23 protein-coding genes and 1 tRNA gene are annotated in these 24235 nt (G+C 62.2%); 20 read left to right on the plus strand and 4 right to left on the minus strand.

All coding sequences use genetic code 11. From position 1 onward, the window contains the following. Nucleotides 1-9: 9 nt before the first annotated feature. From BM198_RS27270 to BM198_RS27290, 5 genes are read left to right on the plus strand one after another with little or no spacing between them, the layout of a single operon-like run. The gene (locus tag BM198_RS27270; protein WP_044405387.1) at nucleotides 10-696 is read left to right on the plus strand and encodes an iron-containing redox enzyme family protein; all 687 of its coding nucleotides are present in this window, start codon (nucleotides 10-12) and stop codon (nucleotides 694-696) included. Then, nucleotides 683-1489 (plus strand): SDR family oxidoreductase, encoded by an 807-nt coding sequence (locus BM198_RS27275; protein ID WP_044405385.1) that lies wholly within the window; start codon nucleotides 683-685, stop codon nucleotides 1487-1489. Before BM198_RS27270 ends, BM198_RS27275 begins: the two co-directional genes overlap by 14 nt. Further along, the gene (locus BM198_RS27280) at nucleotides 1486-2127 is read left to right on the plus strand and encodes a tetratricopeptide repeat protein (RefSeq protein ID WP_074973869.1); all 642 of its coding nucleotides are present in this window, start codon (nucleotides 1486-1488) and stop codon (nucleotides 2125-2127) included. The genes BM198_RS27275 and BM198_RS27280 overlap by 4 nt, the downstream gene beginning before the upstream one ends. 2 nt (nucleotides 2128-2129) lie before the next feature. After that, nucleotides 2130-2792, plus strand: a complete 663-nt coding sequence (locus BM198_RS27285) for a response regulator (protein ID WP_044405381.1) — start codon at nucleotides 2130-2132, stop codon at nucleotides 2790-2792. Further along, nucleotides 2789-4168: a sensor histidine kinase gene (locus BM198_RS27290; protein ID WP_074973871.1), complete on the plus strand. Its 1380-nt coding sequence runs from the start codon at nucleotides 2789-2791 to the stop codon at nucleotides 4166-4168. Before BM198_RS27285 ends, BM198_RS27290 begins: the two co-directional genes overlap by 4 nt. A 6-nt stretch (nucleotides 4169-4174) precedes the next feature. Here the strand turns inward: BM198_RS27290 and BM198_RS27295 are convergent, their stop codons facing one another. From BM198_RS27295 to BM198_RS27310, 4 genes are read right to left on the minus strand one after another with little or no spacing between them, the layout of a single operon-like run. Then, nucleotides 4175-5359, minus strand: a complete 1185-nt coding sequence (locus tag BM198_RS27295; protein WP_074973874.1) for a hybrid sensor histidine kinase/response regulator — start codon at nucleotides 5357-5359, stop codon at nucleotides 4175-4177. Next, complete coding sequence (locus BM198_RS27300; RefSeq protein WP_074973876.1) at nucleotides 5349-5933, minus strand: chemotaxis protein CheB; 585 nt, start codon at nucleotides 5931-5933, stop codon at nucleotides 5349-5351. The genes BM198_RS27295 and BM198_RS27300 overlap by 11 nt, the downstream gene beginning before the upstream one ends. Further along, nucleotides 5930-6748 (minus strand): CheR family methyltransferase, encoded by an 819-nt coding sequence (locus BM198_RS27305; protein WP_044405374.1) that lies wholly within the window; start codon nucleotides 6746-6748, stop codon nucleotides 5930-5932. The genes BM198_RS27300 and BM198_RS27305 overlap by 4 nt, the downstream gene beginning before the upstream one ends. Then, entirely contained in the window at nucleotides 6749-10240 is a 3492-nt protein-coding gene (locus BM198_RS27310) for a response regulator (RefSeq protein ID WP_074973878.1), read from the minus strand. Nucleotides 10241-10581: 341 nt separating this feature from the next. Here BM198_RS27310 and BM198_RS27315 point away from each other — a divergent pair, with 341 nt between their 5' ends. From BM198_RS27315 to BM198_RS29430, 15 genes are all read left to right on the plus strand, one after another. Beyond that, nucleotides 10582-10989, plus strand: coding sequence for a response regulator (locus BM198_RS27315; protein ID WP_279626065.1), 408 nt, complete (start codon nucleotides 10582-10584; stop codon nucleotides 10987-10989). A 238-nt stretch (nucleotides 10990-11227) separates the two neighbouring features. After that, nucleotides 11228-12001, plus strand: coding sequence for an ABC transporter ATP-binding protein (locus tag BM198_RS27320; RefSeq protein WP_044405371.1), 774 nt, complete (start codon nucleotides 11228-11230; stop codon nucleotides 11999-12001). An 18-nt stretch (nucleotides 12002-12019) separates the two neighbouring features. After that, entirely contained in the window at nucleotides 12020-12772 is a 753-nt protein-coding gene (locus tag BM198_RS27325; protein ID WP_074973880.1) for an ABC transporter substrate-binding protein, read from the plus strand. Nucleotides 12773-12828: 56 nt separating this feature from the next. Then, nucleotides 12829-13524, plus strand: coding sequence for an ABC transporter permease (locus BM198_RS27330; protein WP_044405367.1), 696 nt, complete (start codon nucleotides 12829-12831; stop codon nucleotides 13522-13524). Beyond that, entirely contained in the window at nucleotides 13521-14210 is a 690-nt protein-coding gene (locus BM198_RS27335; RefSeq protein ID WP_074973882.1) for an ABC transporter permease, read from the plus strand. Before BM198_RS27330 ends, BM198_RS27335 begins: the two co-directional genes overlap by 4 nt. A gap of 69 nt (nucleotides 14211-14279) precedes the next feature. Continuing rightward, nucleotides 14280-15539: a methyltransferase gene (locus tag BM198_RS27340; RefSeq protein WP_074973884.1), complete on the plus strand. Its 1260-nt coding sequence runs from the start codon at nucleotides 14280-14282 to the stop codon at nucleotides 15537-15539. Between the two features lie 234 nt (nucleotides 15540-15773). Beyond that, nucleotides 15774-15849 (plus strand) — tRNA-Thr (locus BM198_RS27345). A gap of 632 nt (nucleotides 15850-16481) precedes the next feature. Then, complete coding sequence (locus tag BM198_RS27350; RefSeq protein ID WP_341865228.1) at nucleotides 16482-17507, plus strand: glycosyltransferase family 2 protein; 1026 nt, start codon at nucleotides 16482-16484, stop codon at nucleotides 17505-17507. 3 nt (nucleotides 17508-17510) lie between these two features. After that, on the plus strand, nucleotides 17511-18566 hold the full coding sequence (rfbB, locus tag BM198_RS27355) for a dTDP-glucose 4,6-dehydratase (RefSeq protein WP_074973886.1): 1056 nt from the start codon (nucleotides 17511-17513) through the stop codon (nucleotides 18564-18566). Continuing rightward, nucleotides 18563-19459: a dTDP-4-dehydrorhamnose reductase gene (gene rfbD / locus BM198_RS27360; protein WP_074973888.1), complete on the plus strand. Its 897-nt coding sequence runs from the start codon at nucleotides 18563-18565 to the stop codon at nucleotides 19457-19459. Before rfbB ends, rfbD begins: the two co-directional genes overlap by 4 nt. A gap of 5 nt (nucleotides 19460-19464) precedes the next feature. Then, nucleotides 19465-20346, plus strand: coding sequence for a glucose-1-phosphate thymidylyltransferase RfbA (gene rfbA, locus BM198_RS27365; protein ID WP_074973900.1), 882 nt, complete (start codon nucleotides 19465-19467; stop codon nucleotides 20344-20346). Beyond that, nucleotides 20346-20891 carry a dTDP-4-dehydrorhamnose 3,5-epimerase gene (gene rfbC / locus BM198_RS27370; protein ID WP_074973890.1) on the plus strand — a complete coding sequence of 182 codons (546 nt, stop codon included), beginning with the start codon at nucleotides 20346-20348 and terminating at the stop codon, nucleotides 20889-20891. The genes rfbA and rfbC overlap by 1 nt, the downstream gene beginning before the upstream one ends. Further along, a complete protein-coding gene (locus tag BM198_RS27375) occupies nucleotides 20888-21706 on the plus strand; it encodes an ABC transporter permease (protein ID WP_074973892.1) in 819 nt (272 codons plus the stop codon). The genes rfbC and BM198_RS27375 overlap by 4 nt, the downstream gene beginning before the upstream one ends. After that, complete coding sequence (locus tag BM198_RS27380) at nucleotides 21696-23045, plus strand: ABC transporter ATP-binding protein (RefSeq protein ID WP_074973894.1); 1350 nt, start codon at nucleotides 21696-21698, stop codon at nucleotides 23043-23045. The genes BM198_RS27375 and BM198_RS27380 overlap by 11 nt, the downstream gene beginning before the upstream one ends. After that, nucleotides 23042-24235, plus strand: a 1194-nt coding sequence (locus BM198_RS29430) for a sulfotransferase family protein (RefSeq protein WP_139233720.1), incomplete at its 3' end; no start/stop codon positions are given. The genes BM198_RS27380 and BM198_RS29430, both read left to right, overlap by 4 nt.

Below are 24235 nucleotides of genomic sequence, written 5' to 3' on the forward strand. Positions count from 1 at the left end.
TTCGACACCATGTCTTTCTTCGACACCCTGCAAGACGCCACCGCCCAGGAACGCCAGGCCCTGTTCAATGCCCCGGTCATCCGTGACGCCCTCTCCGGCGTCGTCAGCCTGGAGGGCTACGTCGCCTTCCTCACCCAGGCCTACCACCACGTGCGCCACACCGTACCGCTGATGATGGCCTGCGGCGCCAAGCTGCCGGGCCGCCTGGAATGGCTGCGCGGTGCCGTATGCGAATACATCGAGGAGGAGTACGGCCACGAGCAGTGGATCCTCAACGACATCGCCGCCTGCGGCGGCGACGCCGAGCAGGTGCGCAACAGCCGCCCGGCCCTGTCCATCGAACTGATGGTGGCCTTCCTCTACGACCTGATCGCCCGTGACAACCCGGTGGGCCTGTTCGGCATGGTCAACGTCCTCGAAGGCACCAGCATCGCCCTGGCCACCCAGGCGGCCGGCACCATCCGCGAGAGCCTGAGCCTGCCGCCCACCGCCTTCAGCTACCTCAGCTCCCACGGCGCCCTGGACATCGACCACATGGCCACCTACCGCAGCCTGATGAACCGCCTGGACCGCGCGGAAGACCAGGACGCCGTGATCCACGCCGCCAAGGTGGTCTACCGCCTCTACACCGACATGTTCCTCGGCCTGCCGCGTGCCCAGGTGAGCCCGAACGAGGTGCGACATGCGCTTGCCTGAGTGCCGCGTGGTGCTGACCGGTGCCAGCGGTGGCATCGGTCTGCAGCTGGCCGAGCAACTGTGCGCCGCCGGTGCCCTGGTGATCGCGGTCAGTCGTCAGAGCGACGCGCTGGCCGACCTGCTCAAGCGCTACCCCAACAAGCTGCGCTGGCTGGGCGCCGACCTGCGTGAGCCCGAGGCCCGCCAGCGGATCGTCGAGAAGGCGCGCGCCATGGGCGGCGCCAACCTGCTGATCAACGCCGCCGGGATCAACCGCTTCGCCCTGCTCGACCAGCTCGACGAAGCCGCCCTGGACGACCTGATCGACCTCAACCTCAAGGCCACCCTGCACCTCACGCGGCAGATGCTGCCGCTGCTGCGCGAGCAGAGCCAGGCGCTGGTGGTGAACGTCGGCTCCACCTACGGCTCCATCGGCTACCCCGGCTACGCCACCTACTGCGCCACCAAGTTCGCCCTGCGCGGCTTCTCCGAAGCGCTGCGCCGGGAACTGGCGGACACCCCGGTGGACGTGCTCTACGTTGCCCCGCGCGCCACCCGCACCAGCATGAACAGCGATGCCGCCGTGGCCCTCAACGATGCCCTGAAGGTGGGCATGGACGACCCGCGCGACGTCGCCTCGGCGGTGCTGCAGGCCATCCAGAACAACCGCAGCGAGCTCTACCTGGGCTGGCCGGAGAAGCTCTTCGTGCGCCTCAACGGCATGCTGCCCGGCCTGGTCGACCGTGCCCTGCGCAAGCAGCTTCCCCTGATCCGCCGCTACAGCGACGCCAACCACAAGGAACACGCGAAATGAAACGCCTGATGCTGATCGGCCTGCTGCTGGCCACCCCGCTGGCCTGGGCCCTCGACCCCGCCAGCACCCAGCGCCTGGCCACCATCCAGCAGCGCTGGGCGGAGATCCAGTACAACCTGCCCGAGAAAGAGCGCGCCAACGCCTTCGAGAAGCTGGCGGTGGAGACCCAGGCCTTCACCCGCGAGCAGCCCAAGGACGCCGAAGCGTGGATCTGGAACGGCATCGTCACCAGCAGCTGGGCCGGCGCCCAGGGCGGACTCGGCGCCCTCGGCAAGGTGAAGGACGCCCGCGCCAGCCTGGAACAGGCCCTGGCCGTGGACCCCAATGCCCTGCAGGGCTCGGCCTACACCAGCCTCGCCGCCCTGTATGACCGCGTGCCCGGCTGGCCCATCGGCTTCGGCGATGCCGACAAGGCCGAGGCGCTGCTCAACAAGGCCTTGCAAATCAACCCCGAGGGCATCGACAGTCTCTACTTCTGGGGCGACCACCTGGCACGCCAGGGCCGCTACAGCGAGGCCCGCGCTGCCCTGCAGAAAGCCCTGCAGGCCGCGCCGCGCCCCGGCCGCGAGCTGGCCGACAAGGGCCGCCGCGCCGAGATCGATGCTTTACTCAAGGACATCAAGGACAAACAGGACTGAGCATGCGTCTGCTGCTGGTAGAGGATGACCCCGCCCTCGGCGAAGGGGTGCGCACCGGATTGCGCCAGGAGGGCTACACCATCGATTGGCTGCAGGACGGCGCCAGCGCGCTGCACGCCCTGCAGACCGAGGAATTCGACCTGGTGGTGCTCGACCTCGGCCTGCCGCGCCTGGACGGCATCGAGCTGCTCAAGCGCCTGCGCGGCGGCGGCGCCACCCTGCCGGTGCTCATCCTCACCGCCCGCGACGCCACCGAGGACCGCATCGCCGGCCTCGACGCGGGCGCCGACGACTACCTGGTCAAGCCCTTCGACCTCAACGAACTGAAGGCCCGGCTGCGCGCCCTGCTGCGCCGCAGCACCGGCCGCGCCACGGTGCTGATCGAGCACGCCGGGATCACCCTCGACCCCTCCAGCCAGCAGGTCACCTACAACGGCCAGACCGTGGTGCTGACGCCCAAGGAATACCTGCTGCTGCACGAACTGCTGGCCCAGCCGGGCAAGGTCTTCACCCGCGAGCGCCTGACCCAGCTGCTCTATGGCTGGGAGGAAGAGGCCGAGAGCAACACCCTGGAAGTGCACATCTACCACCTGCGCAAGAAGCTCTTCAGCGAGCTGATCCGCACCGTGCGTGGCATCGGCTACCTGGTGGAAGGGCAGGCATGAGTTCACTGCGCCAGCGCACGCTGTGGCGGGTCATGGCGCTGCTGCTGCTCGGCACCGGCCTGCTCGCCCTGTACAACCACCACGACAGCAGCCACGAGATCGCCGAGATCTACGACGCCCACCTGGCGCAGAACGCCCGCCTGCTGCAGGGGGTGATGAGCATGCCGCTGGCCGACCCCGAGCGGCAGGCCCTCTACGCCGCCTACAACGACGCCCTGGCCAAGGCCGGCAAGCACCGTGTCGGCCACCCCTACGAGAGCAAGCTGGCCTTCCTGGTGTGGCGGGAGAACGGCGACGTGCTGGTGCGCACCCCCAGCGCCCCGCAGTTCGACCAGCCGCTGCGCGAGCCGGGCTTCAGCAACCTGACCCTGGACGGCCGCCAGTGGCGCGGCTTCCTCCTGCCGGTGCCGGAGCAGCACGTGCTGATCTGGGTCGGCGAGCGCAATGACGTGCGCGGCGACCTGGTCTCGCGCATCGTCCGCCACACCCTGGCGCCCTTCCTGGTGGGCAGCCTGGCCCTGGCGTTGCTGGTCTGGCTGGCCATCGGCTGGGGCCTGAAGCCGCTGCAGAACATGGCCCGGGTGATCCGCGCACGGCACGCCGAATCCCTCGAACCGCTGCAACTGGTGCCGCTGCCCCGGGAGCTGGAACCCATGCAGGCAGCCCTGAACCGCCTGCTCGGGCAGATCGACGCGCTGCTGCGCCGTGAACACCGCTTCATCGCCGACGCCGCCCACGAAATGCGCACGCCGCTGGCCATCCTCCGGCTGCACGCGCAGAACGCCCTGCAGGCGGAGAACGAACAGGACCGGCGCAAGGCGCTGGACTTCCTCATCGGCGGGGTGGACCGGCTCAGCCGGGTGGTCAACCAGCTGCTGACCATGGCCCGGGTCGAGCCGCTGCTGGCCCAGCGCCCCTGCACCCCCATCGACCTGGCCAAGGTGGTCACCGACACCCTGGCCGAACTGACCCCCTGGATCATCGGCAAGGGCATGGAGCCGGCCATGGAGATCGAGCCCGGCGACTACCACCTGGACAGCGATGCCGGGGTGATCGGCATCGCCGTGCAGAACCTGGTGGCCAACGCGGTCAACCACTCGCCCCCCGGCGGGCTGATCCGGGTGTCGCTGCGGCGCGAAGGGGATGAACTGCTGCTGGCCGTGGACGACCAGGGCCCGGGCATCGAGCCGGACAAGCTGGAGCGGGTATTCCAGCGCTTCTACAGCGAGGGCAACAGCCACGGCGCCGGCCTCGGCCTGTCCATCGTGGCGATGATCATGGAGCGCCTGGGCGGCAACGCCAGCCTGCACAACAAGCCGGAAGGCGGCCTGGTAGCGACCCTGCACCTGCCCCTGGCGCGGCCGCTGCCGGCCTGAACCGCCTCAGGCAGTCGGCAGCAGCAGGCTGAAGGTGGAACCCACCCCCGGCGTGCTGCACAGCTCGATGCGGCCGCCGTGGGCGAGCATGATCTGCTCGGAAATGAACAACCCCAGCCCCAGCCCCGCCACCTTGTCGGCGCCGCCGGCCCGTTCGAACTGCTGGAAGATGCGCTTCTGGTCCTCGGCGCAAATGCCGATGCCCTGGTCGCGCACCTCCACCCGCGCCCACTCGCCGTCACGCCGCACCACCACCTGCACCGGGTTGCCGGTGCCGTAGCGCAGGGCGTTGCTGAACAGGTTGCTGACCACCTGTTCGATGCGGAAGGCATCCCACACGCCGGTCACGCCGTCCTCCACCTGCAGGTCCAGCGCGCAGTCGGCGGCTTCCATCTGCGCGGCGAAGTTCTCCGCCACATGGCGCACCAGCTGCCCCAGCTCGCAGGGCTCGGGGCGGATGGAGAGCTTGCCGGTGCGGATGCGGGAGACGTCGAGCATGTCCTCGATCAGCCGGACCAGGCTGCGGATCTGCCGCTCGTCCCGGTCGAACAGGGTGCGCAGGCGGGCCTCGGTGAACACCGCGATGTTGCCCTTGGCCAGGTGGTTCTGGCGCAGCTGGGTGTCGAGCATCAGGCCGTTGAGCGGGGTGCGCAGCTCGTGGGAGACGATGGACATGAAGTCGTCGCGCATCTGCACCGCGCGCTGCAGCTCGGCCTGGGTCGCGCGCAGTTCGGCCAGCAGGGTGTCCTGCTCGCGGCGCGCCGCCTCCAGGGCTTCCAGCTGCTGGGCCATCAGCTTGCGCTGGCGGTGCAGCTCGACGAACACCGCCACCTTGCTGCGCACGGCGTGGGTGTCCAGCGGTTTGTAGAGGAAGTCCACCGCGCCGCTCTCGTAGCCCTTGAACGCGTAGTTCAGCTCGCGGCCGGCGGCGCTGACGAAGACGATGGGGATGTGCTTGGTCTTCTCCGTGCCGCGCATCAGCTCGGCCAGCTCGAAGCCGTTCATGCCCGGCATCTGCACGTCGAGGATGGCCAGGGCGAACTCGTGCTCCAGCAGCAGGGCCAGGGCCTCGTCGGCGGAGGCGGCCTGGTGCACCTCGCGGCCGGCCTCCTTGATCAGGGCTTCCAGGGCCAGCAGATTCTCCGGCAGGTCGTCGACGATCAGCAGCTTGCTTGGTGGATTACTCGGCATGGGATGGGTCCAGTCGTGCCAGGAGGTCGCGGATGCCCCGCAACGGGAGGATGTGGTCGGGACGGTGGGTGGCCAGCGCGGCCTCGGGCATGGTCGGCACCTGGGCGTCGTGCGGGTCCTGCACGACGCTGAGGCCGCCCTGTTGCTGGATATAGGCCAGCCCGCGGGCACCGTCTTCGTTGGCGCCGGTCAGCAGCACCCCCACCAGACGCTCGCCGTAACAGTCAGCGGCGGACTCGAAGAGGATGTCGATGGAAGGCCGGGAGAAGTGCAGCGGCTCCTCGCGGCTGAGGGAAAAGCTGGCGTCGCGTTCGATGGACAGGTGGTAGCCCGGCGGGGCGACGTAAAGGGTGCCGGGGGCCAGGCTCTCCTTGTCCCGGGCCTCGCGCACGCGCACCGCCAGGCGCCGGGCGAACAGGTCGGCCAGCAGGCTCTCGCGCCCTTCGGGCAGGTGCAGCACGCAGGCCAGGGTGAGCGGGTAGCCCGCCGGTAGCCCGGCGAACACCTGCAGCAGGGCCTCCACCCCTCCGGCGGAAGCGCCCACCACAACGGCCGTGCGCTCGGGCCCGTTCATAGCTTGCGGAACACCCGTTCCGGGCGGTTGAGGGCTTCGAAGTGGCCGGCATAGGCGGAGAAGTCGAGGCTCTCCTTGCTGCCCAGGCCGAGGAAGCCGCGGTGGCAGAGGGATTCGTGGAACAGGCCGAGGGCGCGGTCCTGCAGCTGCTTGTTGAAGTAGATGAGCACGTTGCGGCAGGAGATCAGCTGGGTCTCGGAGAACACGCTGTCGGTGGCCAGGCTGTGGTCGGCGAAGGTCACGTTCTCGCGCAGCAGCTTGTCGAACAGGGCGCCGTCGTAGGCGGCGGTGTAGTAGTCCGACAGCGAGCCCTGGCCGCCGGCCAGGCGATAGTTCTCGCTGTACTTGCGCATGTCGTCGAGGGCGTAGATGCCGCGCCGGGCCTTCTCCAGGGAGCGCGGGTTGATGTCGGTGGCGTAGATCAGGGTGCGCTCCAGCAGCCCTTCCTCGTGCAGCAGGATGGCCATGGAGTGCACTTCCTCGCCGGTGCTGCAGCCGGCGATCCACACCTTGAGCGAGGGGTAGGTGCGCAGGATGGGCACCACCTCCTGGCGCAGGGCGAGGTAGTAGGAGGGGTCGCGGAACATCTCGCTGACCGGGATCGTCAGGTACTGCAGCAGCTCGTGGAAGGCCTGCGGGTCGTGGATGATGCGCTCCTGCAGGGCCGAGATGGTGGCGCAGTCGAACTGCCGCAGGGCGTAGAGCACCCGGCGCTTGAGGGAAGCGCCCGAGTAGTCGCGGAAGTCGTAGCTGTACTTGAGGTAGATCGCCTCGATGAGCAGGCGCAGCTCGATTTCCTGGGTGCGGTCGGCCATCTAGATGCGCTCCAGACGCGGTAGCCAGACACGGATCAGCGAGAACAGGCGATCCAGGTCGATGGGTTTGGCCAGGTAGTCGTTGGCGCCGGCGCGGATGCACAGGTCCTGGTCGTCCTTCATCGCCTTGGCGGTGACGGCGATGATCGGCAGCTTGGCCCAGCGCGGCTGCTGGCGGATGCGCCGGGTGGCTTCGTAGCCATCCATCTCCGGCATCATCACGTCCATCAGCACCAGATCGATATCGTCCACGGCTTCGAGCTTGTCCAGCGCCTCACGTCCGTTGCGAGCGATTTCCACCCGCGCGCCCTTCTGTTCCAGGGCGCTGGTGAGGGCGAAGATGTTGCGCACGTCGTCGTCCACCAGCAGGATCCGCCGCTCTTCGAACACACGGTCGCGGCTGCGGGCGGTCTTGAGCATCTTCTGCCGTTCGCTGGAGAGTTCCGACTCGACCTTGTGCAGGAACAGGGTGACCTCGTCCAGCAGGCGCTCCGGCGAGCGCGCGCCCTTGATGATGATGGAGCGGGAGTACTTGAGCAGCTCGGCCTCTTCGTCCCGGGAGAGGTTGCGCCCGGTGTAGACGATCACCGGCGGGAAGGAGCAGATGTCCTCGCTGCCCATGCGCCGCAGCAGCTCGTTGCCCTGCATGTCGGGCAGCTTGAGGTCGATGATCATGCAGTCGAACAGGGTGCTGCGCAGCAGTTCCAGGGCCTGTTCGCCGAACTCGACGGCGGTGATCTGGATGTCGTCGTCACCGATCAGCCGGGCGATGCTGTCACGCTGCAGGGCGTCGTCCTCCACCAGCAGCACGCGCTTGACCTTCTGGGTGAGCTTGGCTTCGAGGCGGGCGAACACGTCCTTGAGCTGCTCGCGGGTGGTGGGCTTGACCGCGTAGCCCACCGCGCCCAGGTGCAACGCGGCCTCGCTGAGGTCCTCCACCGAGATGACATGCACGGGAATGTGGCGGGTGCGGGGCGTGTCCTTGAGGCGCTGCAGCACCGAGAGGCCCGGCTCATCGGGCAGGCGCATGTCCAGCAGGATGGCGTCCGGTGCATGGCGCTCGGCGAGGTGGAAGCCTTCATCGGCACCGTGGGCCACCAGGCAGCGGTAACCCAGTTCGTGGGCCAGGTCGTAGAGGATCTGGGCGAACTTGGGCTCGTCCTCGATCACCAGTACGCAGCGCTCATCCGACGGGGCCTGGTCACGGTCGTCGGGGAAGGTGGGGATCGGCGCGTGGGTGGCCGGTGCCAGGGTCGCAGCCACGGCCGGGCGGGCGGGCGGCGGAGTCGGCGCACTGGGTTTGGGCGCTGGCAAGGGCGCCGGGGGCTCGTCGGCCGGCGTCCAGTGTTCCGGCAGCACCAGGGTGAACAGGCTGCCCCGGCCCGGCTCGCTGCTGGCCTGGATGCTGCCGCCAAGCAGCTGCGCCAGGTCGCGGGAGATGGACAGGCCGAGGCCGGTGCCGCCGTAGCGGCGGTTGGTGGTGCCGTCGGCCTGGCGGAAGGCCTCGAAGATCAGGTCCAGCTGGTCGGCGCGGATGCCGATGCCGCTGTCGCGCACGGCGAAGGCGATGCCCTCCGGAACCCGCTCGACCCGCAGGGACACGGCGCCCTGGTCGGTGAACTTGATGGCGTTGGACAGCAGGTTCTTGATGATCTGCTCCACCCGTTGCCGGTCGGTGCAGAGCTGGTCGGGCACGTCGTCGGCCACCTCGACGCTGAAGGCCAGGGCCTTCTGCTCGGCCAGCGGGGTGAACAGCTCGCGCAGGCCCTCCACCAGGCGCCGCACGGGGGCGTTCTCGGCGCGCAGGTCGAGCTTGCCGGCCTCGACCTTGGAGATGTCGAGGATGTCGTTGATCAGGTTGAGCAGGTCGTTGCCGGCGGAATAGATGGACTCGGCGAACTTGACCTGCTCGTCGTTGAGGTTGCCCTCGGGGTTGTCGGCCAGCAGGCGGGCGAGGATCAGCGAGCTGTTCAGCGGGGTGCGCAGCTCGTGGGACATGTTGGCGAGGAACTCGGACTTGTAGCGGCTGGCGCGCTGCAGCTCTTCGGCACGGGCCTCCAGCTCCAGGCGGGCCTGCTGCAGGGCGGTGTTCTTGTCGTCCAGGTCATCGCGCTGGGCGGCCATCTCCTGGGCCTGTTCGGCCAGGCGCTCGTTGGTCTGCTCCAGCTCGGCCTGCTGGGCCTCCAAGCTGGCCTGGGACTCGCGCAGCACGCGGGACTGTTCTTCCAGTTCCTCGTTGGCGGTCTTCAGCTCTTCCTGCTGCACCTGCAGCTCTTCGTTGAGCTGCTGGGTCTCGCCGAGCACTTCCTGCAGGCGCTGGCGGTAGCGGGATGCGTCCATGGCGGTACCGAGGTTGCCGGCGATCAGCGGCATCAGCGCCTGGTCGCGGGCGGAGAGGCGCCGCAGGAAGCCCAGCTCCAGCACGCCGTTGACCACGCCGTCGCTGTGGGTGGGCACCAGCAGCACGCCTTCGGCGTCGGTCTGGCCGAGGCTGGTGGCGACCTTGAGGTAGCCGGCGGGCAGGTCATCGAGGGCCATCAGGCGGTTCTCCTGGGCCGCCTGCCCCACCAGGCTTTCGCCCGGCAGGATCTGGTCGGGCGCCTGGTCGTCGCGCTCCAGGCCGTAGCTGGCAACGCGCCGCAGGGTGCCACCCTCTTCCCGCAGGTACAGGGCGCCCACGGCCATGCCCAGGTAGGCGGCAAGGAATTCCAGGGCGTTGCGCCCGATCACCGGCAGCGATTGCTGGCCGAGCAGGCGCTCCGAGAGGGCCGCCTGGCCGTCCCCCAGCCAGCGCTGCTGGGTGAGGTGCTCGCTGTGGGCACGCTGCTGGGCGAGGGACTCGCCGTAGGTGCTGGACAGCGCCACCAGCTCACGGCGCCCGAAGTACGCCAGCGCCCCCGCGAAGGTCAGGCTGAACAGCAGGTAGAGGCTGATGGTGAAGATGGCGGTGGAGTTGGCCTTTTCGTTGCGCTCGTGGCGCAGCTGCCGCTCCATGTTGATGAAGGTGCGGTACTGCTCGCGGATGGCGTCTACCAGTTGCTTGCCACGACCCTCGCTGACGGTATCGGAGACGTTCTCGCCGTTCTGCTTGCGGCTGATCATCTGGGTGGCGAAGCGGTCCCACTCGGCCTGCAGGGCTTCGATGGCGCGCACCCGCTCGACCTGGGCGGGGTTGTCCGCCACCAGTTCGCGCAGGCCCTCCATGGCGGCCTTGATCCGCGGCCGCGCCTGTTCGTAAGGCTGCAGGAAGGCTGCATTGCCGCTGATCAGGTAGCCGCGCATGCCGGATTCCTGGTCGACCGACAGGCGCAGGCCATCGTTGGCATTGCTGATCACCTGGTCGGTGTGCTCGACCCAGCTGAGGACATAGAGCAGGTAGGAGATCAGGGCCACGAACAGGGCGGCCCCGGCGACGCCCACCCCCAGCGGCAACGCAACGTTGCGCGCGAGGATGCGACGGAAACGCGTCTCGTCTGTCAGATCATTGGTCATCTGGCTTCCCTGGCTTAGCGCCGAAAATCACCGATATGAAGGGTAAAAATGCGGGTCCGGCATGGTAATGCGAGTTTTTGCATTAACCAATCGAATCCTGGGCGACGATGGGGTGCCGCATTATCGCTTCGCTTGGAGCACCTTAAGCGTGGGAAAGGTTCACATAAATTGTGGGAATTTTTTCTGCCCGTGTTCTTCTAAACTGCCGTACCCGGTCACGCACTGTCCGGGTGCCCCGCGCACCGATGCGGCGCGGACACGGGGGCGCCACGGCGCCAACCGTGCTATATCGCCCAGCCCGGCGCCGGCAAGCGCCCGCCATGAACCCGTCGGAGGTTTCCTTGCCCATAGAAGAACGTCACGCCGATGCCCTCGGGCAGGGCACCCCGCCCCTGGGGCGCGTGCTGGTGGTGGAGGATGCCGAGGTGGTCCGCATGCTCACCGTGGAAGTGCTGGAAGAGCTCGGCTACGAGGCGCTGGAAGCCGGCGACGCGGCACAGGCCCTGGCACTGCTGGAGCACGAGTCGGTGGACCTGCTGCTCACCGATGTCGGCCTGCCCGGGATGAACGGCCAGGAACTGGCGACGCGGGCTTGCACCCTGCACCCGGCATTGCGCGTGCTGTTCGCCACCGGCTACGCCGAATCGATCCGCCCCGACCCCGCCCGCGCCGCCCTCCAGGACGTGATCGCCAAGCCCTTCGGCATCGAGGAACTGCGCGGCAAGGTCAGCGCCCTCCTCGCCCGCTGACCGCGACGGCCTGGCACTGGAATTGCCAGGCGTTTGCGCGTAGGGTGCGCCGCACCCGCTTTTCCAGGCCTTCTTGCGTCCGCGCGACAATCGCCTGCAATGATGCGACAAGCCAGCGAAACCGCCCGGTCACGCCCCGGAAGCGCCCTTGGCGCCCCCTGGGGCCTATGCTAGGTTGCCCCCTCGCCAGGAAGGCCGATCGCAGCCGGAGCGCATCCGAACAATAAGAGGAACCCCCATGGCCGAGGCCACGCCCGCGCTAGAAATCCGCGACCTGCATAAACGCTACGGCGAGCTGGAGGTGCTGAAGGGCATTTCCCTGACCGCCCGCGACGGTGACGTCATTTCCATCCTCGGTTCCTCCGGTTCCGGCAAGTCCACCTTCCTGCGCTGCATCAACCTGCTGGAGAACCCGCACAAGGGCCAGATCATCGTGGCCGGCGAGGAACTCAAGCTGAAGGCCGCCCGCTCCGGCGAACTGGTGGCCGCCGACAACCGCCAGATCAATCGCCTGCGCAGCGAGATCGGCTTCGTCTTCCAGAACTTCAACCTCTGGCCGCACATGACGGTCCTCGACAACATCATCGAGGCGCCGCGCCGCGTGCTCGGCCAGAGCAAGGCCGAAGCCACCGAGGTGGCCGAGGCCCTGCTGGCCAAGGTCGGCATCGCCGACAAGCGCCACGCCTACCCCGCCCAGCTCTCCGGCGGCCAGCAGCAGCGCGCGGCCATCGCGCGGACGCTGGCGATGCAGCCTAAAGTGATCCTGTTCGACGAACCCACCTCGGCCCTCGACCCCGAGATGGTACAAGAAGTGCTTAACGTGATCCGCGCACTCGCCGAAGAGGGCCGGACCATGCTGCTGGTGACCCACGAGATGAACTTCGCCCGCCAGGTGTCCACCGAGGTGGTCTTCCTCCACCAGGGCCTGGTGGAGGAACAGGGTCCGCCGCAGCAGGTGTTCGAAAACCCGACCTCGGCGCGTTGCAAACAATTCATGTCCAGCAATCGCTAAAACACGGAGCAAGTACGCATGAAGAACTACAAGAATATCCTGCTGGCCGCTGCCGCCACCCTGGCCTTCGGCACCCACGCCGTGGCCGCCGACAAGCTGAAGATCGGCACCGAAGGCGCCTACCCACCCTTCAACCTGATCGACGCCAGCGGCAAGGTCGGTGGCTTCGACGTCGAGGTCGCCCAGGCCCTGTGCGCCAAGATGAAGGTGGAGTGCGACGTGGTCACCTCCGACTGGGACGGCATCATCCCGGCCCTGAACGCCAAGAAGTTCGACTTCCTCGCCGCCTCGATGTCCATCACCGAGGAACGCAAGCAGGCCGTCGACTTCACCGACGCCTACTACACCAACAAGCTCCAGTTCATCGCCGCCAAGGACGCTGACTTCAAGACCGACAAGGCCAGCCTGAAAGGCAAGGTCATCGGTGCCCAGCGTGCCACCATCGCCGGCACCTGGCTGGAAGACAACATGGCGGACATCGTCGACATCAAGCTCTACGACACCCAGGAGAACGCCTACCTCGACCTGGCCTCCGGGCGCGTCGACGGCGTGCTGGCCGACAAGTTCGTGAACTGGGAATGGCTCAAGAGCGATGCCGGCAAGGGCTTCGAATTCAAGGGCGAGCCGGTGTTCGACAACGACAAGATCGCCATCGCCGTGCGCAAGGGCGACCCCCTGCGCGAGAAGCTGAACGCGGCCCTGAAGGAAATCGTCGCGGACGGCACCTACAAGAAGATCAACGACAAGTACTTCCCTTTCAGCATCTATTGATGCCCGCCTGACCGGCGCCGCCCACGCGGCGCCGGTCCCCAGCAGTAGCCTTGCAGATGAACCTCGACCTCTACGGATTCGGCCCCGCCCTGGCGGCCGGCACCCTCATGACCATCAAGCTGGCGCTCTGCGCGCTGTCGCTCGGTCTGGTGCTGGGTCTGCTCGGTGCGCTGGCCAAGACTTCCCCCAAGAAGCCGCTGCAGTGGCTTGGCGGGACCTACTCCACCCTGGTGCGCGGGGTGCCCGAGCTGCTCTGGGTGCTGCTGATCTACTTCGGCACCGTGAACCTCATGCGCGCCATCGGCGACAAGATCGGCGTGCCCGGTCTGGAGCTGTCGGCCTTCGCCGCCGGTACCATCGCCCTCGGCCTGTGCTTCGGCGCCTACGCCACCGAGGTGTTCCGCGGCGCCATCCTGGCGATCCCCAAGGGGCACCGTGAGGCCGGCCTGGCACTGGGCCTGTCCAACGGGCGCATCCTCTGGCGCCTGATCCTGCCGCAGATGTGGCGCATCGCCCTGCCGGGCCTGGGCAACCTGTTCATGATCCTGATGAAGGACACCGCGCTGGTCTCGGTGATCGGCCTCGAGGAAATCATGCGCCGCTCGCAGATCGCCGTGACCGCCAGCAAGGAGCCCTTCACCTTCTACCTGGTGGCGGCCTTCATCTACCTGGGCCTGACCGTCCTCGCAATGATCGGCATGCACTGGCTGGAAAAACGCGCCGGACGCGGCTTCAAGAGGAGCGCGGCATGAACTGGGACGTGATCATCAAGTACCTGCCGCGCCTGTTCGACGGGGCGCTGCTGACCCTGGAGCTGGTGGCCATCGCCGTGGTCGCCGGGCTGATCCTGGCGCTGCCCATGGGCATCGCCCGCGCCTCCCGCCACTGGTACGTGCGCGCCCTGCCCTACGGCTACATCTTCTTCTTCCGCGGCACGCCGCTGCTGGTCCAGCTGTTCCTGATCTACTACGGCCTGGCCCAGTTCGAGGCGGTGCGCCACAGCGACCTGTGGCCGTACCTGCGCAGCCCGTTCTGGTGTGCCGTCATCACCATGACCCTGCACACCGCCGCCTACATCGCCGAGATCATCCGCGGGGCCATCCAGGCCATCCCGCCGGGCGAGATCGAAGCGGCGCGGGCCCTGGGCATGTCCCAGGCGAAGACGCTGGTGCACATCATCCTGCCGCGTGCCGCACGCATCGGCCTGCCGGCCTACAGCAACGAGGTGATCCTGATGCTCAAGGCCAGCGCCCTGGCCAGCACGGTGACCCTGCTGGAGCTGACCGGCATGGCGCGCACCATCATCGCCCGCACCTACCTGCCGGTGGAGATCTTCTTCGCCGCCGGGGTCTTCTACCTGGTGATCGCCTTCGTACTGGTCCGCGCCTTCCGCCTGCTGGAGAAATGGCTGCGGGTCGACGCCTGCCAGGGCCGCTGACCCTGAGCGCCGCTCCCACCCGGGAGCGGCGTATACTCCGGCTCCCCGTCATCACCCACGTCCTCCCAGATGCCTCATCCCGCCCCGCTCCAGGGCGCCGAACTGCTGGAACGCTTCCAGGCACTCGACCGTTTCCTCGTCGACGGGCAGCGCTTCTGGCAACCCGAGCCCTTCACCGAGCCTGTCCTGCCCTGGGAATCCGAGCTTCCCGAACTCGCGGCCTGGCTGCGCAGCCGGACACTGGAGCAGGCCGAGGCCGTCCATGGTGAGCTGGACCTGCCCGATGCACCGGCACCCTTCGCCGAACTGGCCGCCACAGCCCGCGCCCTGACCGCACTGCCGCCTCTGGACAACCTGGGCGACGGCGAATGGCCGGCCAAACTGGAGCTGGATGTGCCCGGTCGCAAGTGGCAGCAGATCCGCGCCTTCGCCGATCACCTCGCCTTCCAGCGCCAACCCCGGCACTGGCTGGACTGGTGCGCGGGCAAGGGCCACCTCGGCCGCGCCCTGGCCTGGCGCCACGGCGAGCTCACCGCCCTGGAACTGGACCCACAGCTGGTGGAGGACGGGCAACGCCTGAGTGATCGCGTACCGATCAAGGCCCAGCACCGCCAGCAGGACGTACTGGCCCCCGACACGAGCCACTGCCTGGCCCCGGAACACACCACCGTCGCCCTGCATGCCTGCGGCGACCTGCACGTGCGCCTGATGCAGCTGGCCAGCCAGGCCGGCTGCCAACAGCTCGCCATAGCACCCTGCTGCTACAACCGCATCGCCAACGAGACCTACACCCCGCTCTCCGCCGCCGCGCGGGCCAGCACACTCCAGCTGGACCGCCGAGACCTGCGCCTGGTGCAGAGCGAGACCGTCACCGCAGGCGCGCGCGTCCGCCGACAGCGCGACCGCTCCATGGCCCGCCGCCTGGCCTTCGATCACCTGCAGCGACAACTGCGCGGCAGCGACACCTACCTGACCACGCCTTCCTTGCCGGTCGCCTGGCTGGACAAACCGTTCGACCGGTACTGCCATGACCTGGCAGCCCTTCGCGCGCTCACCATCACCACCGAACCGAATTGGGCAGCGCTGGAAGCCCTCGGCTGGCAGCGCCTGGCCCAGGTACGCAACCTGGAGCTGCTGCGGGCCCTCTACCGGCGTCCCCTGGAATGCTGGCTGCTGCTGGATCGGGCGCTGTACCTGGAGGAGCAGGGCTACCGGGTCAAGGCCGGCCCCTTCTGCGCCCACCACCTGACCCCACGCAACCTGATGCTCCTGGCCGAGCGCGAAAAGTTGCCCACAGAACCTGTGGATAACTCTGTTGATGCTTTCTGAGCAACACCCCGGAACGCCTTCAAGCCGCCACGCCGGTCGAGTCGGTCATTTTCTGGCCAGGTCGGCAAAGCGCCTGTGAAACAGCCACTTGCGGCATTTCCATGAACAGCGTCACAGGCTTGCTGCACGATCGTCCCAGCTTCATGCCTTTTGTGCATAAGCATCGGCCGACATCACGCCCTCCCTCCGAGGGAGGTTTACTCGGCCCAGCCAATCGCTATAATGGCGCCCCTCGCCGGTATAGCTCAGCAGGTAGAGCAACTGACTTGTAATCAGTAGGTCCCGGGTTCGATTCCTGGTGCCGGCACCATATAAACGCTTCATGCAGTGCCAAGCAGTGCCATGAACGCCCCAGAAAGCCCGCCTAGTGCGGGCTTTCTGCTTCATGCAGTGCCAGCAAGCTTCCCAAACGCTTATCTTCTGGTCACCATCACAAGCATCTGAGTGGGCTAAGCGGCTTAGTAAAGCCATTAGCCGCCCTACAGCTTAAGGAGGCTACGCCACAAGGATATGATTAAGGCCGCTTTGATGGAGACGAGCTTTCTCTATGGATTCGTGGACTGGCTTTCACTTCCACCCGGTTGCCAAGCAGTCCCACCCAGAGCACTGCCACCAAGCGACGCTGGCCAACAGGTTGGTCAAGGGGCTTTCTGCGATTCCAGGCGCATCCTCAGAAAACGAGTAAGAGCATCCAAAGCATGGTCTCCCACCTCAAGCCTGAGAATCGAAAAACATCGTCTAGCTTTGGTTATGAGCATTACTTGCAGCAGAGCTATGAACCTCAAACGGTGTACACAGCCTGCAATGGTAGGCTGCTGGGAGGCCTTCCAGCTCGTTTGTTGTTAAGATGCTTGCCCTACCGAACACTGTCCATGCTGGGTTCAACGGAATGAAGTGGGGCGCTAAAGCCCCGGTTTTTATGTGCTGACGGAGCAATCTCAAGTGCGTTCCCCCCTCCTTCGCGATGCCAAGACGGCTGAATACTGCCTCAACGACAAGTGCATCGAAAACTCTAGGCCTGTTTCAAGGAGGCCAGAGTCATCGGCGGCGGCTCGAGTTGCCATTTTGCTCTGCACCTACCACGGCCAGCGCTATCTCGCCGAACAACTGGACTCCTTTGCGGCCCAATCGCATGAAAACTGGGAGGTGTGGGCTTCGGATGACGGCTCTGAAGATAATACGCGCGCGATTTTGGAAGATTACAAGGCCAGATGGGGTACTGGCCGTCTGACCATCCATCTCGGCCCTGCTGAAGGCTTTGCAGCCAACTTCCTGTCACTCACATGCAACGCGAACATCGACGCAGATTTTTATGCCTATTCGGACCAAGACGATGTCTGGGAAGCCGATAAGCTCGAAAGAGCTATCAAGTGGCTGAAGAGCGTACCTGCCGATGTTCCGGCGCTCTATTGCTCTCGCACCCGGTTAGTTGATGCGAAAAACAATGAAATCGGTCTATCGCCACTCTTCAAAAAAGCCCCTAGTTTCGCCAATGCTCTAATGCAGAATATCGGTGGAGGCAACACCATGGTATTCAATGATGCTGCGATGAGGCTCTTGCGCGAGGCAGGGGAGAGTAAATCCGTGATTACTCACGACTGGTGGGCTTACATGGTTGTGGCGGGCTGCGGCGGCCAAGTGTTCTACGACAGCGAGCCCACGTTGCGCTATCGCCAACATGGCGGCAATTTGGTTGGCACGAATGCTAACTGGGGAGCACGGTTACGGCGTGTTCGCATGCTATTTCAAGGGCGTTTTAAGCACTGGAATGACTGCAATATATCCGCGCTATCTACACTAGAGCACAGGCTCACCCCCACAAACCGGGAAATACTTCGGCGCTTTGCCGACGCCCGCCGCATGAGCCTTATTCCTCGCCTCATCCATCTCAAACGCAGCGGAATCTACCGTCAAACACTGCTGGGCAACATTGGCTTAGTCGCTGCAGCTATTTTCGGGAAAATCTGACACATGACTATTCTTGTAACTGGTGGAGCCGGTTTCATCGGCAGTAACTTTGTGCTCGACTGGCTGGCTCAGTCAGATGAGCCCGTAATCAACCTGGATAAACTGACATACGCTGGCAACCTAGAAAACCTCGCCAGCCTGGAAGGGGACGCCAGACATCTATTTGTCCAAGGCGATATCGGTGACAGCGCCTTAGTGGCACGCCTGCTGGCTGAATATCAGCCGAGGGCCGTTCTCAACTTCGCTGCAGAGTCTCATGTAGACCGATCCATACATGGGCCGGAAGACTTCATCGAGACCAACATCGTTGGTACCTTCCGCCTGCTGGAAGCAGTGAGGGCTTATTGGACGCCTCATCACGCGTTTCGTTTCCTCCATGTATCCACAGATGAGGTCTACGGCTCATTAGATAAAGAGGAGCCAGCATTTACCGAAAAACATCAGTACGAGCCCAACAGCCCGTATTCGGCCAGCAAGGCGGCCAGCGATCACTTGGTGCGTGCCTACCATCACACCTACGGCCTGCCGGTGCTGACCACCAATTGTTCGAACAACTATGGTCCGTACCATTTCCCGGAGAAGCTCATTCCGCTGATGATCGTCAACGCCCTAGCCGGTAAAACTCTGCCGGTATATGGCGACGGGCAACAGATCCGCGACTGGCTTTATGTCAAGGATCACTGCAGTGCAATACGCCGAGTGCTTGAAGCAGGCGTTGTGGGCGAGACCTACAACGTGGGTGGCTGGAACGAGAAGCCCAACCTGGAAATCGTACGCACCATATGTGCCCTGCTGGATGAACTGCAACCGCGCGCAGACGGCCAACCGTATCAGCAGCAGATTGCCTATGTTGCAGATCGCCCGGGACACGACCGCCGCTATGCGATTGATGCGACCAAACTTGCCACTGAACTGGGCTGGAAACCCGCCGAAACCTTTGAAACCGGTATTCGCAAGACAGTGCAGTGGTATTTGGATAATCAAGCTTGGGTAAACAACGTGCTGTCCGGCGATTACCGCCAGTGGATGGAGACCAACTATCGTGGACGCAGTGAATGAAAATACTGCTGCTAGGTAAAAACGGCCAGGTTGGCTGGGAGTTGCAGCGCAGCCTGGCCGCATTGGGCTGCGTGCTGGCTCTTGACTCCAAAAGCAGCGACTATTGCGGCGACCTAGCTGACCTCGGCGGCTTGGCAGAGACAGTGCAGCGCTTCGCGCCAGATGTAATAGTCAATGCTGCGGCCTATACCGCTGTTGATAAGGCCGAAAGCGATACTGAGCTAGCCTTTCGTGTGAATGCTGAGGCTGTTGCTGTTTTGGCGCGCGAGGCCAAACAGTTGGGTAGTTTGCTGATCCACTACTCCACCGACTACGTGTTTGCAGGCGATGGTGAACGCCCCTGGTGCGAAACGGATGCCGCTGCCCCCCTCAACCAATATGGCGCTAGCAAGCTGGCAGGTGAGCGCGCAATCCAAGCAACTGGCTGCCTGCATTTGATCCTGCGCACCAGTTGGGTATACGCCGCGCGCGGTAACAACTTTGCCAAGACCATCTTACGTCTGGCCCGTGAGCGCGATAGCCTCAGCGTGATTGCTGACCAGTTCGGTGCGCCGACCGGGGCTGATCTGCTGGCAGATATCAGCGCACATCTCATTCGTTCGACCCTGAAACAGCCCCAGTTGGGCGGGCTGTATCACCTTGCTGCGTCTGGTGAGACCAACTGGCATGCCTATGCGCGCTTCGTTCTGGAGCGGGCTGCGGCCAAAGGTGTCGAACTCAAGGTACACGGCGACCAGGTTGCAGCTATTCCCAGCAGCGCCTATCCGACCCCGGCCAAGCGGCCGAACAACTCACGGCTCGATACACAGAAACTGCAAAAGGCCTTTGCGCTGAGCTTGCCCGAATGGCAGGTCGGTGTGGCACGGATGCTCACAGAAGTACTAGAGAAATGAACATGTTGAAACGTAAAGGCATCATTCTGGCTGGCGGCTCAGGTACTCGTCTGCACCCTGCAACCCTGGCGATCTCCAAGCAACTCCTGCCGGTTTATGACAAGCCGATGATCTATTACCCGCTGACCACCCTGATGCTGGCGGGTATTCGTGAAATCCTGATCATTTCTACGCCCCAAGACACCCCACGTTTCGAACAGCTATTGGGCGACGGTAGCAAGTGGGGATTCAGCCTTTCCTATGCAATACAGGCATCGCCGGATGGGCTGGCCCAGGCTTTTCTGATCGGTGAAGATTTCATTGGCAACGATCTGGCGGCGTTGGTGCTGGGTGACAACATCTACCACGGCCATCATTTCCAAGAGTTGCTGTTGAGCGCGATGTCACGTGAACAAGGCGCAAGTGTGTTCGCTTACCACGTACATGACCCCGAGCGTTATGGTGTGGTCGAGTTCGATGCTCAGGGCAAGGCCATCAGCCTTGAAGAGAAACCGGCGGTGCCGAAATCCAGCTATGCCGTTACCGGCCTCTACTTCTATGACAATCAGGTCGTAGAGCTGGCCAAAAGCCTCAAGCCCTCGCCGCGTGGCGAGCTTGAAATCACCGACCTCAATCGCCTCTATCTGGAGCAGGGCCAACTCAGCGTTGAAATCATGGGGCGCGGATACGCCTGGCTGGATACCGGTACCCATGAGTCGCTGCTGGAGGCCAGTCAGTTCATCGCCACCCTTGAAAACCGCCAGGGCTTGAAAGTCGCCTGCCCGGAAGAAATTGCCTATCGCCAGAAATGGATTACGGCAGATCAGCTTGAAATACTTGCAGCGCCGCTAGCCAAGAATGGCTACGGGCAATACCTCAAACGACTACTGAGCGAGACCGTTTACTGATGAAAGCGACGCCTTTAGCCATTCCCGATGTAATTCTGCTCGAGCCCAAGGTATTTGGCGACGATCGAGGGTTCTTCTTTGAAAGCTTCAATCACCGCCGCTTTGAAGAGGCTGTCGGTAAACCGGTTACTTTCGTGCAGGACAACCACTCACGCTCGGTGAAGAACGTTTTACGAGGCTTGCACTATCAGATCCAGCAACCGCAGGGAAAGCTGGTGCGGGTCGTGCAGGGCGAAGTTTTCGATGTTGCAGTCGACTTACGTAAAAATTCACCAACCTTTGGTAAGTGGGTCGGTGAAATCCTAAGTTCTGAGAATAAGCGGCAAATCTGGGTTCCGGAGGGCTTTGCTCATGGCTTCGTCGTTCTTAGCGACTATGCCGAATTTCTCTATAAAACTACCGACTATTATACTCCGCACTGCGAGCGCTGCATCATCTGGAATGACCAGACTCTGTCGATCGACTGGCCTATTAATGTCGAGCCGGCACTCTCGGAAAAGGACGCGAAGGGTGCACACTTTCTCGATTCTGAGGTCTACAGATGAAGCAGTTTTCAGCCTCACCGCGTGAGATGCTAGGTAGCCTCTGGCGCAATCGACGTTTAGTGAAAAGCCTCATACAACGCGAGATACTGGGTCGCTATCGTGGCTCGATCATGGGCGTGTTCTGGTCATTAATCACACCTGCACTCATGCTGACGGTTTACACATTCGTATTCAGCGTAATTTTCAAAGCGCGCTGGAGTTCGGAAAGTACCTCTATGACGGAATTCGGCATGGTGCTGTTTCCTGGGCTTATTATGTTTAACATATTCGCCGAATGTATAGGGAAAGGGCCATCGTTAATACTGACCAACTCTAACTATGTTAAGAAAGTTGTTTTTCCTTTGGATATTTTGCCCTGGGTTTCTCTTGGGTCAGCACTATTCCATGCCATTGTCAGTCTAGGTGTATGGTTAACTGCGTATCTGATCCTATTCGGAGTCCCTCATCTCACGGTGCTATTATTGCCTCTTGTTATATTGCCTTTAATTTTTCTGATTATGGGGTTGTCTTGGGGGCTTGCCTCCCTGGGCGTATATCTCCGTGACGTCAGTCAGTTTGTGGGCATTTTAATCACACTCATAATGTTTTTATCGCCAATTTTTTATCCTGTCAGTGCACTACCTCAAGAATACAGGTGGTTGCTTATGATCAATCCACTCACTTCGGTAGTCGAAAGTGCGCGTAATGTGCTGTTTTGGGGTGTTGTTCCTGATTTGGGGTTTCTAGGCACCTATCTGCTAGGGTCCGCAGTACTTGCATGGCTGGGTTTCGTGTGGTTCCAAAAGACACGTAAGGGGTTTGCAGATGTCCTCTGATATAGCCATCAAGGTAGAGAACCTTAGCAAATGCTACCAGGTTTACGACAAGCCTCAAGATCGCTTGAAACAGTCACTTTATCCTAAAGTGCGGCGTGCGCTTGGAATGCAGCCGAAACAGTATTTCAATGAGTTTTGGTCGTTGCGGGACGTATCGTTCGAGATTGGGAAAGGTGAAACTGTCGGTATAATCGGGCGTAACGGCAGCGGTAAGTCAACGCTACTACAGATTATATGCGGCACTCTCAATCAGACAGCAGGCTCGATCACAACGAATGGACGAATTGCCGCACTCTTGGAGCTTGGCTCTGGCTTCAATCCTGAGTTCACTGGGCGTGAAAACGTCTACATGAATGGCGCCATTCTTGGCTTGAGTCGTGATGAAATTGATGCGCGCTTCGACAACATCGCAAACTTTGCTGATATCGGTATGTTCATGGAGCAGCCGGTCAAGACTTACTCCAGCGGAATGTTCGTTCGGCTTGCATTTGCAGCCAATATTATGTCCGACCCGGAAATCATGATTGTTGATGAGGCACTTTCCGTCGGCGACATGAATTTTCAGGCAAAGTGCATGACAGCCCTGACCCGCATCAAAGAAAGTGGTGCAACTATTCTGTTCGTAAGTCACGATGTCGGAACGGTGAAGAGTCTCTGCTCCCGTTGCATCTATCTCGATGGAGGTAAAGTCGTGGCCGTGGGCGCATCGGCCGACGTAACAGAGCTCTACGTTCGCTCTATGCGTGAAGAGATGAATGAAGAGCACCGCCGGTTCGCTCGGGTTTCCCAGGCCTTCGCCAAATATTCCGAAAAAAAAACGGCAGTACCGGTAAGCGACAAACAGTCATTTAATATCTGCGCTGAGTTTGAGGCTCGTGTGGCCCAGTTTCGCTATGGTACCGGAGAGGTCAAGGCTAGGTCGGTGGAGTTATTAAACCTTCAGGATGAACCAGTAACTCATATTGAATTTAATCAGCAGGTTAAGATTCGGATCTATTTTGAGGCCTATTCAGAGAAAGAAATTTCGGTCAACGCCAGCATTTTCGACGAAAAGAAGAACAATATAACTGGATGTGGATTTCAACATGTTGATCAACCGTATCTAGTGACCCGTCCAGGTGGCAAATACATCGCCGAATATCTTTTCCGGTTGCCTCTGCAAGAGGGGAACTATTCACTGCGAGTGAATATTTCTTCAACCATCGTTGAGAATGAGTCCGCCGAATTCGTAGACCTGATCAATGATGCTGTGGTTTTTCGGGTGGGACGCTGGGAAAAGGCTCGTATTTGGTCGCAAGTGCATCAGTTCGCAGAGCTGAAACTTGAGGAGCTAAAATGAGCCCCCCAGTTAAAACAGCTTTCATTGTCGGTACTGGGCGTTGCGGCACGTCTTGGCTAGGGCAGATGTTAAACAGTCATACCGAGATCTGCGTTCCTCCTGAAATACAGCTATTATTTGAATATTCGGATAATGGCAACCGACTAACCGAGGCTTTTTCACTGGCAACGTCCTCAGAGCTAGATAGCAAAAATCTTGTTAAAATCATCGAACAGGGCTGCCCGCACAAGCTTGAGATGTTTTTTGACTATCACGAGTTCTGCAATCGCGAAGACACTCCAAAAGGCTCATTGCGCGAATTTGTAACCTCCTTTTATTCTGCTATTGCAGAAAGACATGGAAAATCCTGGCTGATTGAGCAAACGCCTTGGTATGGATCGCGCCTGGATCTTTTATGCAGCTTCTTTCCTGAAGCGAAAGTTATCCATATGATTCGAGATGGGCGCGATGTTGCCCTGTCTTTTACAAGGACTCCTTGGTGGCACACTTCGCCACGCCTGAATTTGGCGAGATGGCAGCGAGAGATTAAGAAGATAGCATTAGATGCAACCCTGTATTTCAATTCGAGTTCTTACTTAGAGGTTAAATACGAGGATCTGGCCTCTAATACAGAGTCCGAAATGCGTAGGATCTGCGCATTTCTTGGTGTCGATTTCGATCCGAAAATGCTGGATCCTAGCAATTTCATCGATTATGACCAATTCTGTAAATTTGATATGCAACAGATTTCATCGCAGGCGTACAACTCCTGGCAAAAACGTAAGGATACGGCCGTTTTCATGGAGAATGTCCAGGCCTGGCGTCGAAACGAAGATATTTTCCATCCTCCATTACCAGAAGATATCGAATGCTGGCTTCGGCGCTATGGCTACGAAGTAGGAGCACAAGTGCCCGATGAATTAGATATTGCTCAATATCATCGTGGGTACAGCTTCAGTGCTATCGAAGCGCTTCAATCTTCACAGCTAGATCGAATCCAGGTACTAGAAGAGGCGTTAAAAGGACAGGCTGAGCACTTAGCGACGTTCAAGCAAGATTGGGCTGCTCGTGGCGAGTATATCGAGCATCTAGCCCAAACTATCGACACTCTACGGAATGCCCTACAGAAGCAGGCAGGACAAGCAGAGTTAATTGAGCAAGATTGGGCTGCTCGTGGCGAGCATATCGAGCATCTAGCCCAAACTATCGAC

It is taken from the genome of Metapseudomonas otitidis, assembly GCF_900111835.1.
In the GTDB taxonomy this organism is placed as follows: domain Bacteria; phylum Pseudomonadota; class Gammaproteobacteria; order Pseudomonadales; family Pseudomonadaceae; genus Metapseudomonas; species Metapseudomonas otitidis.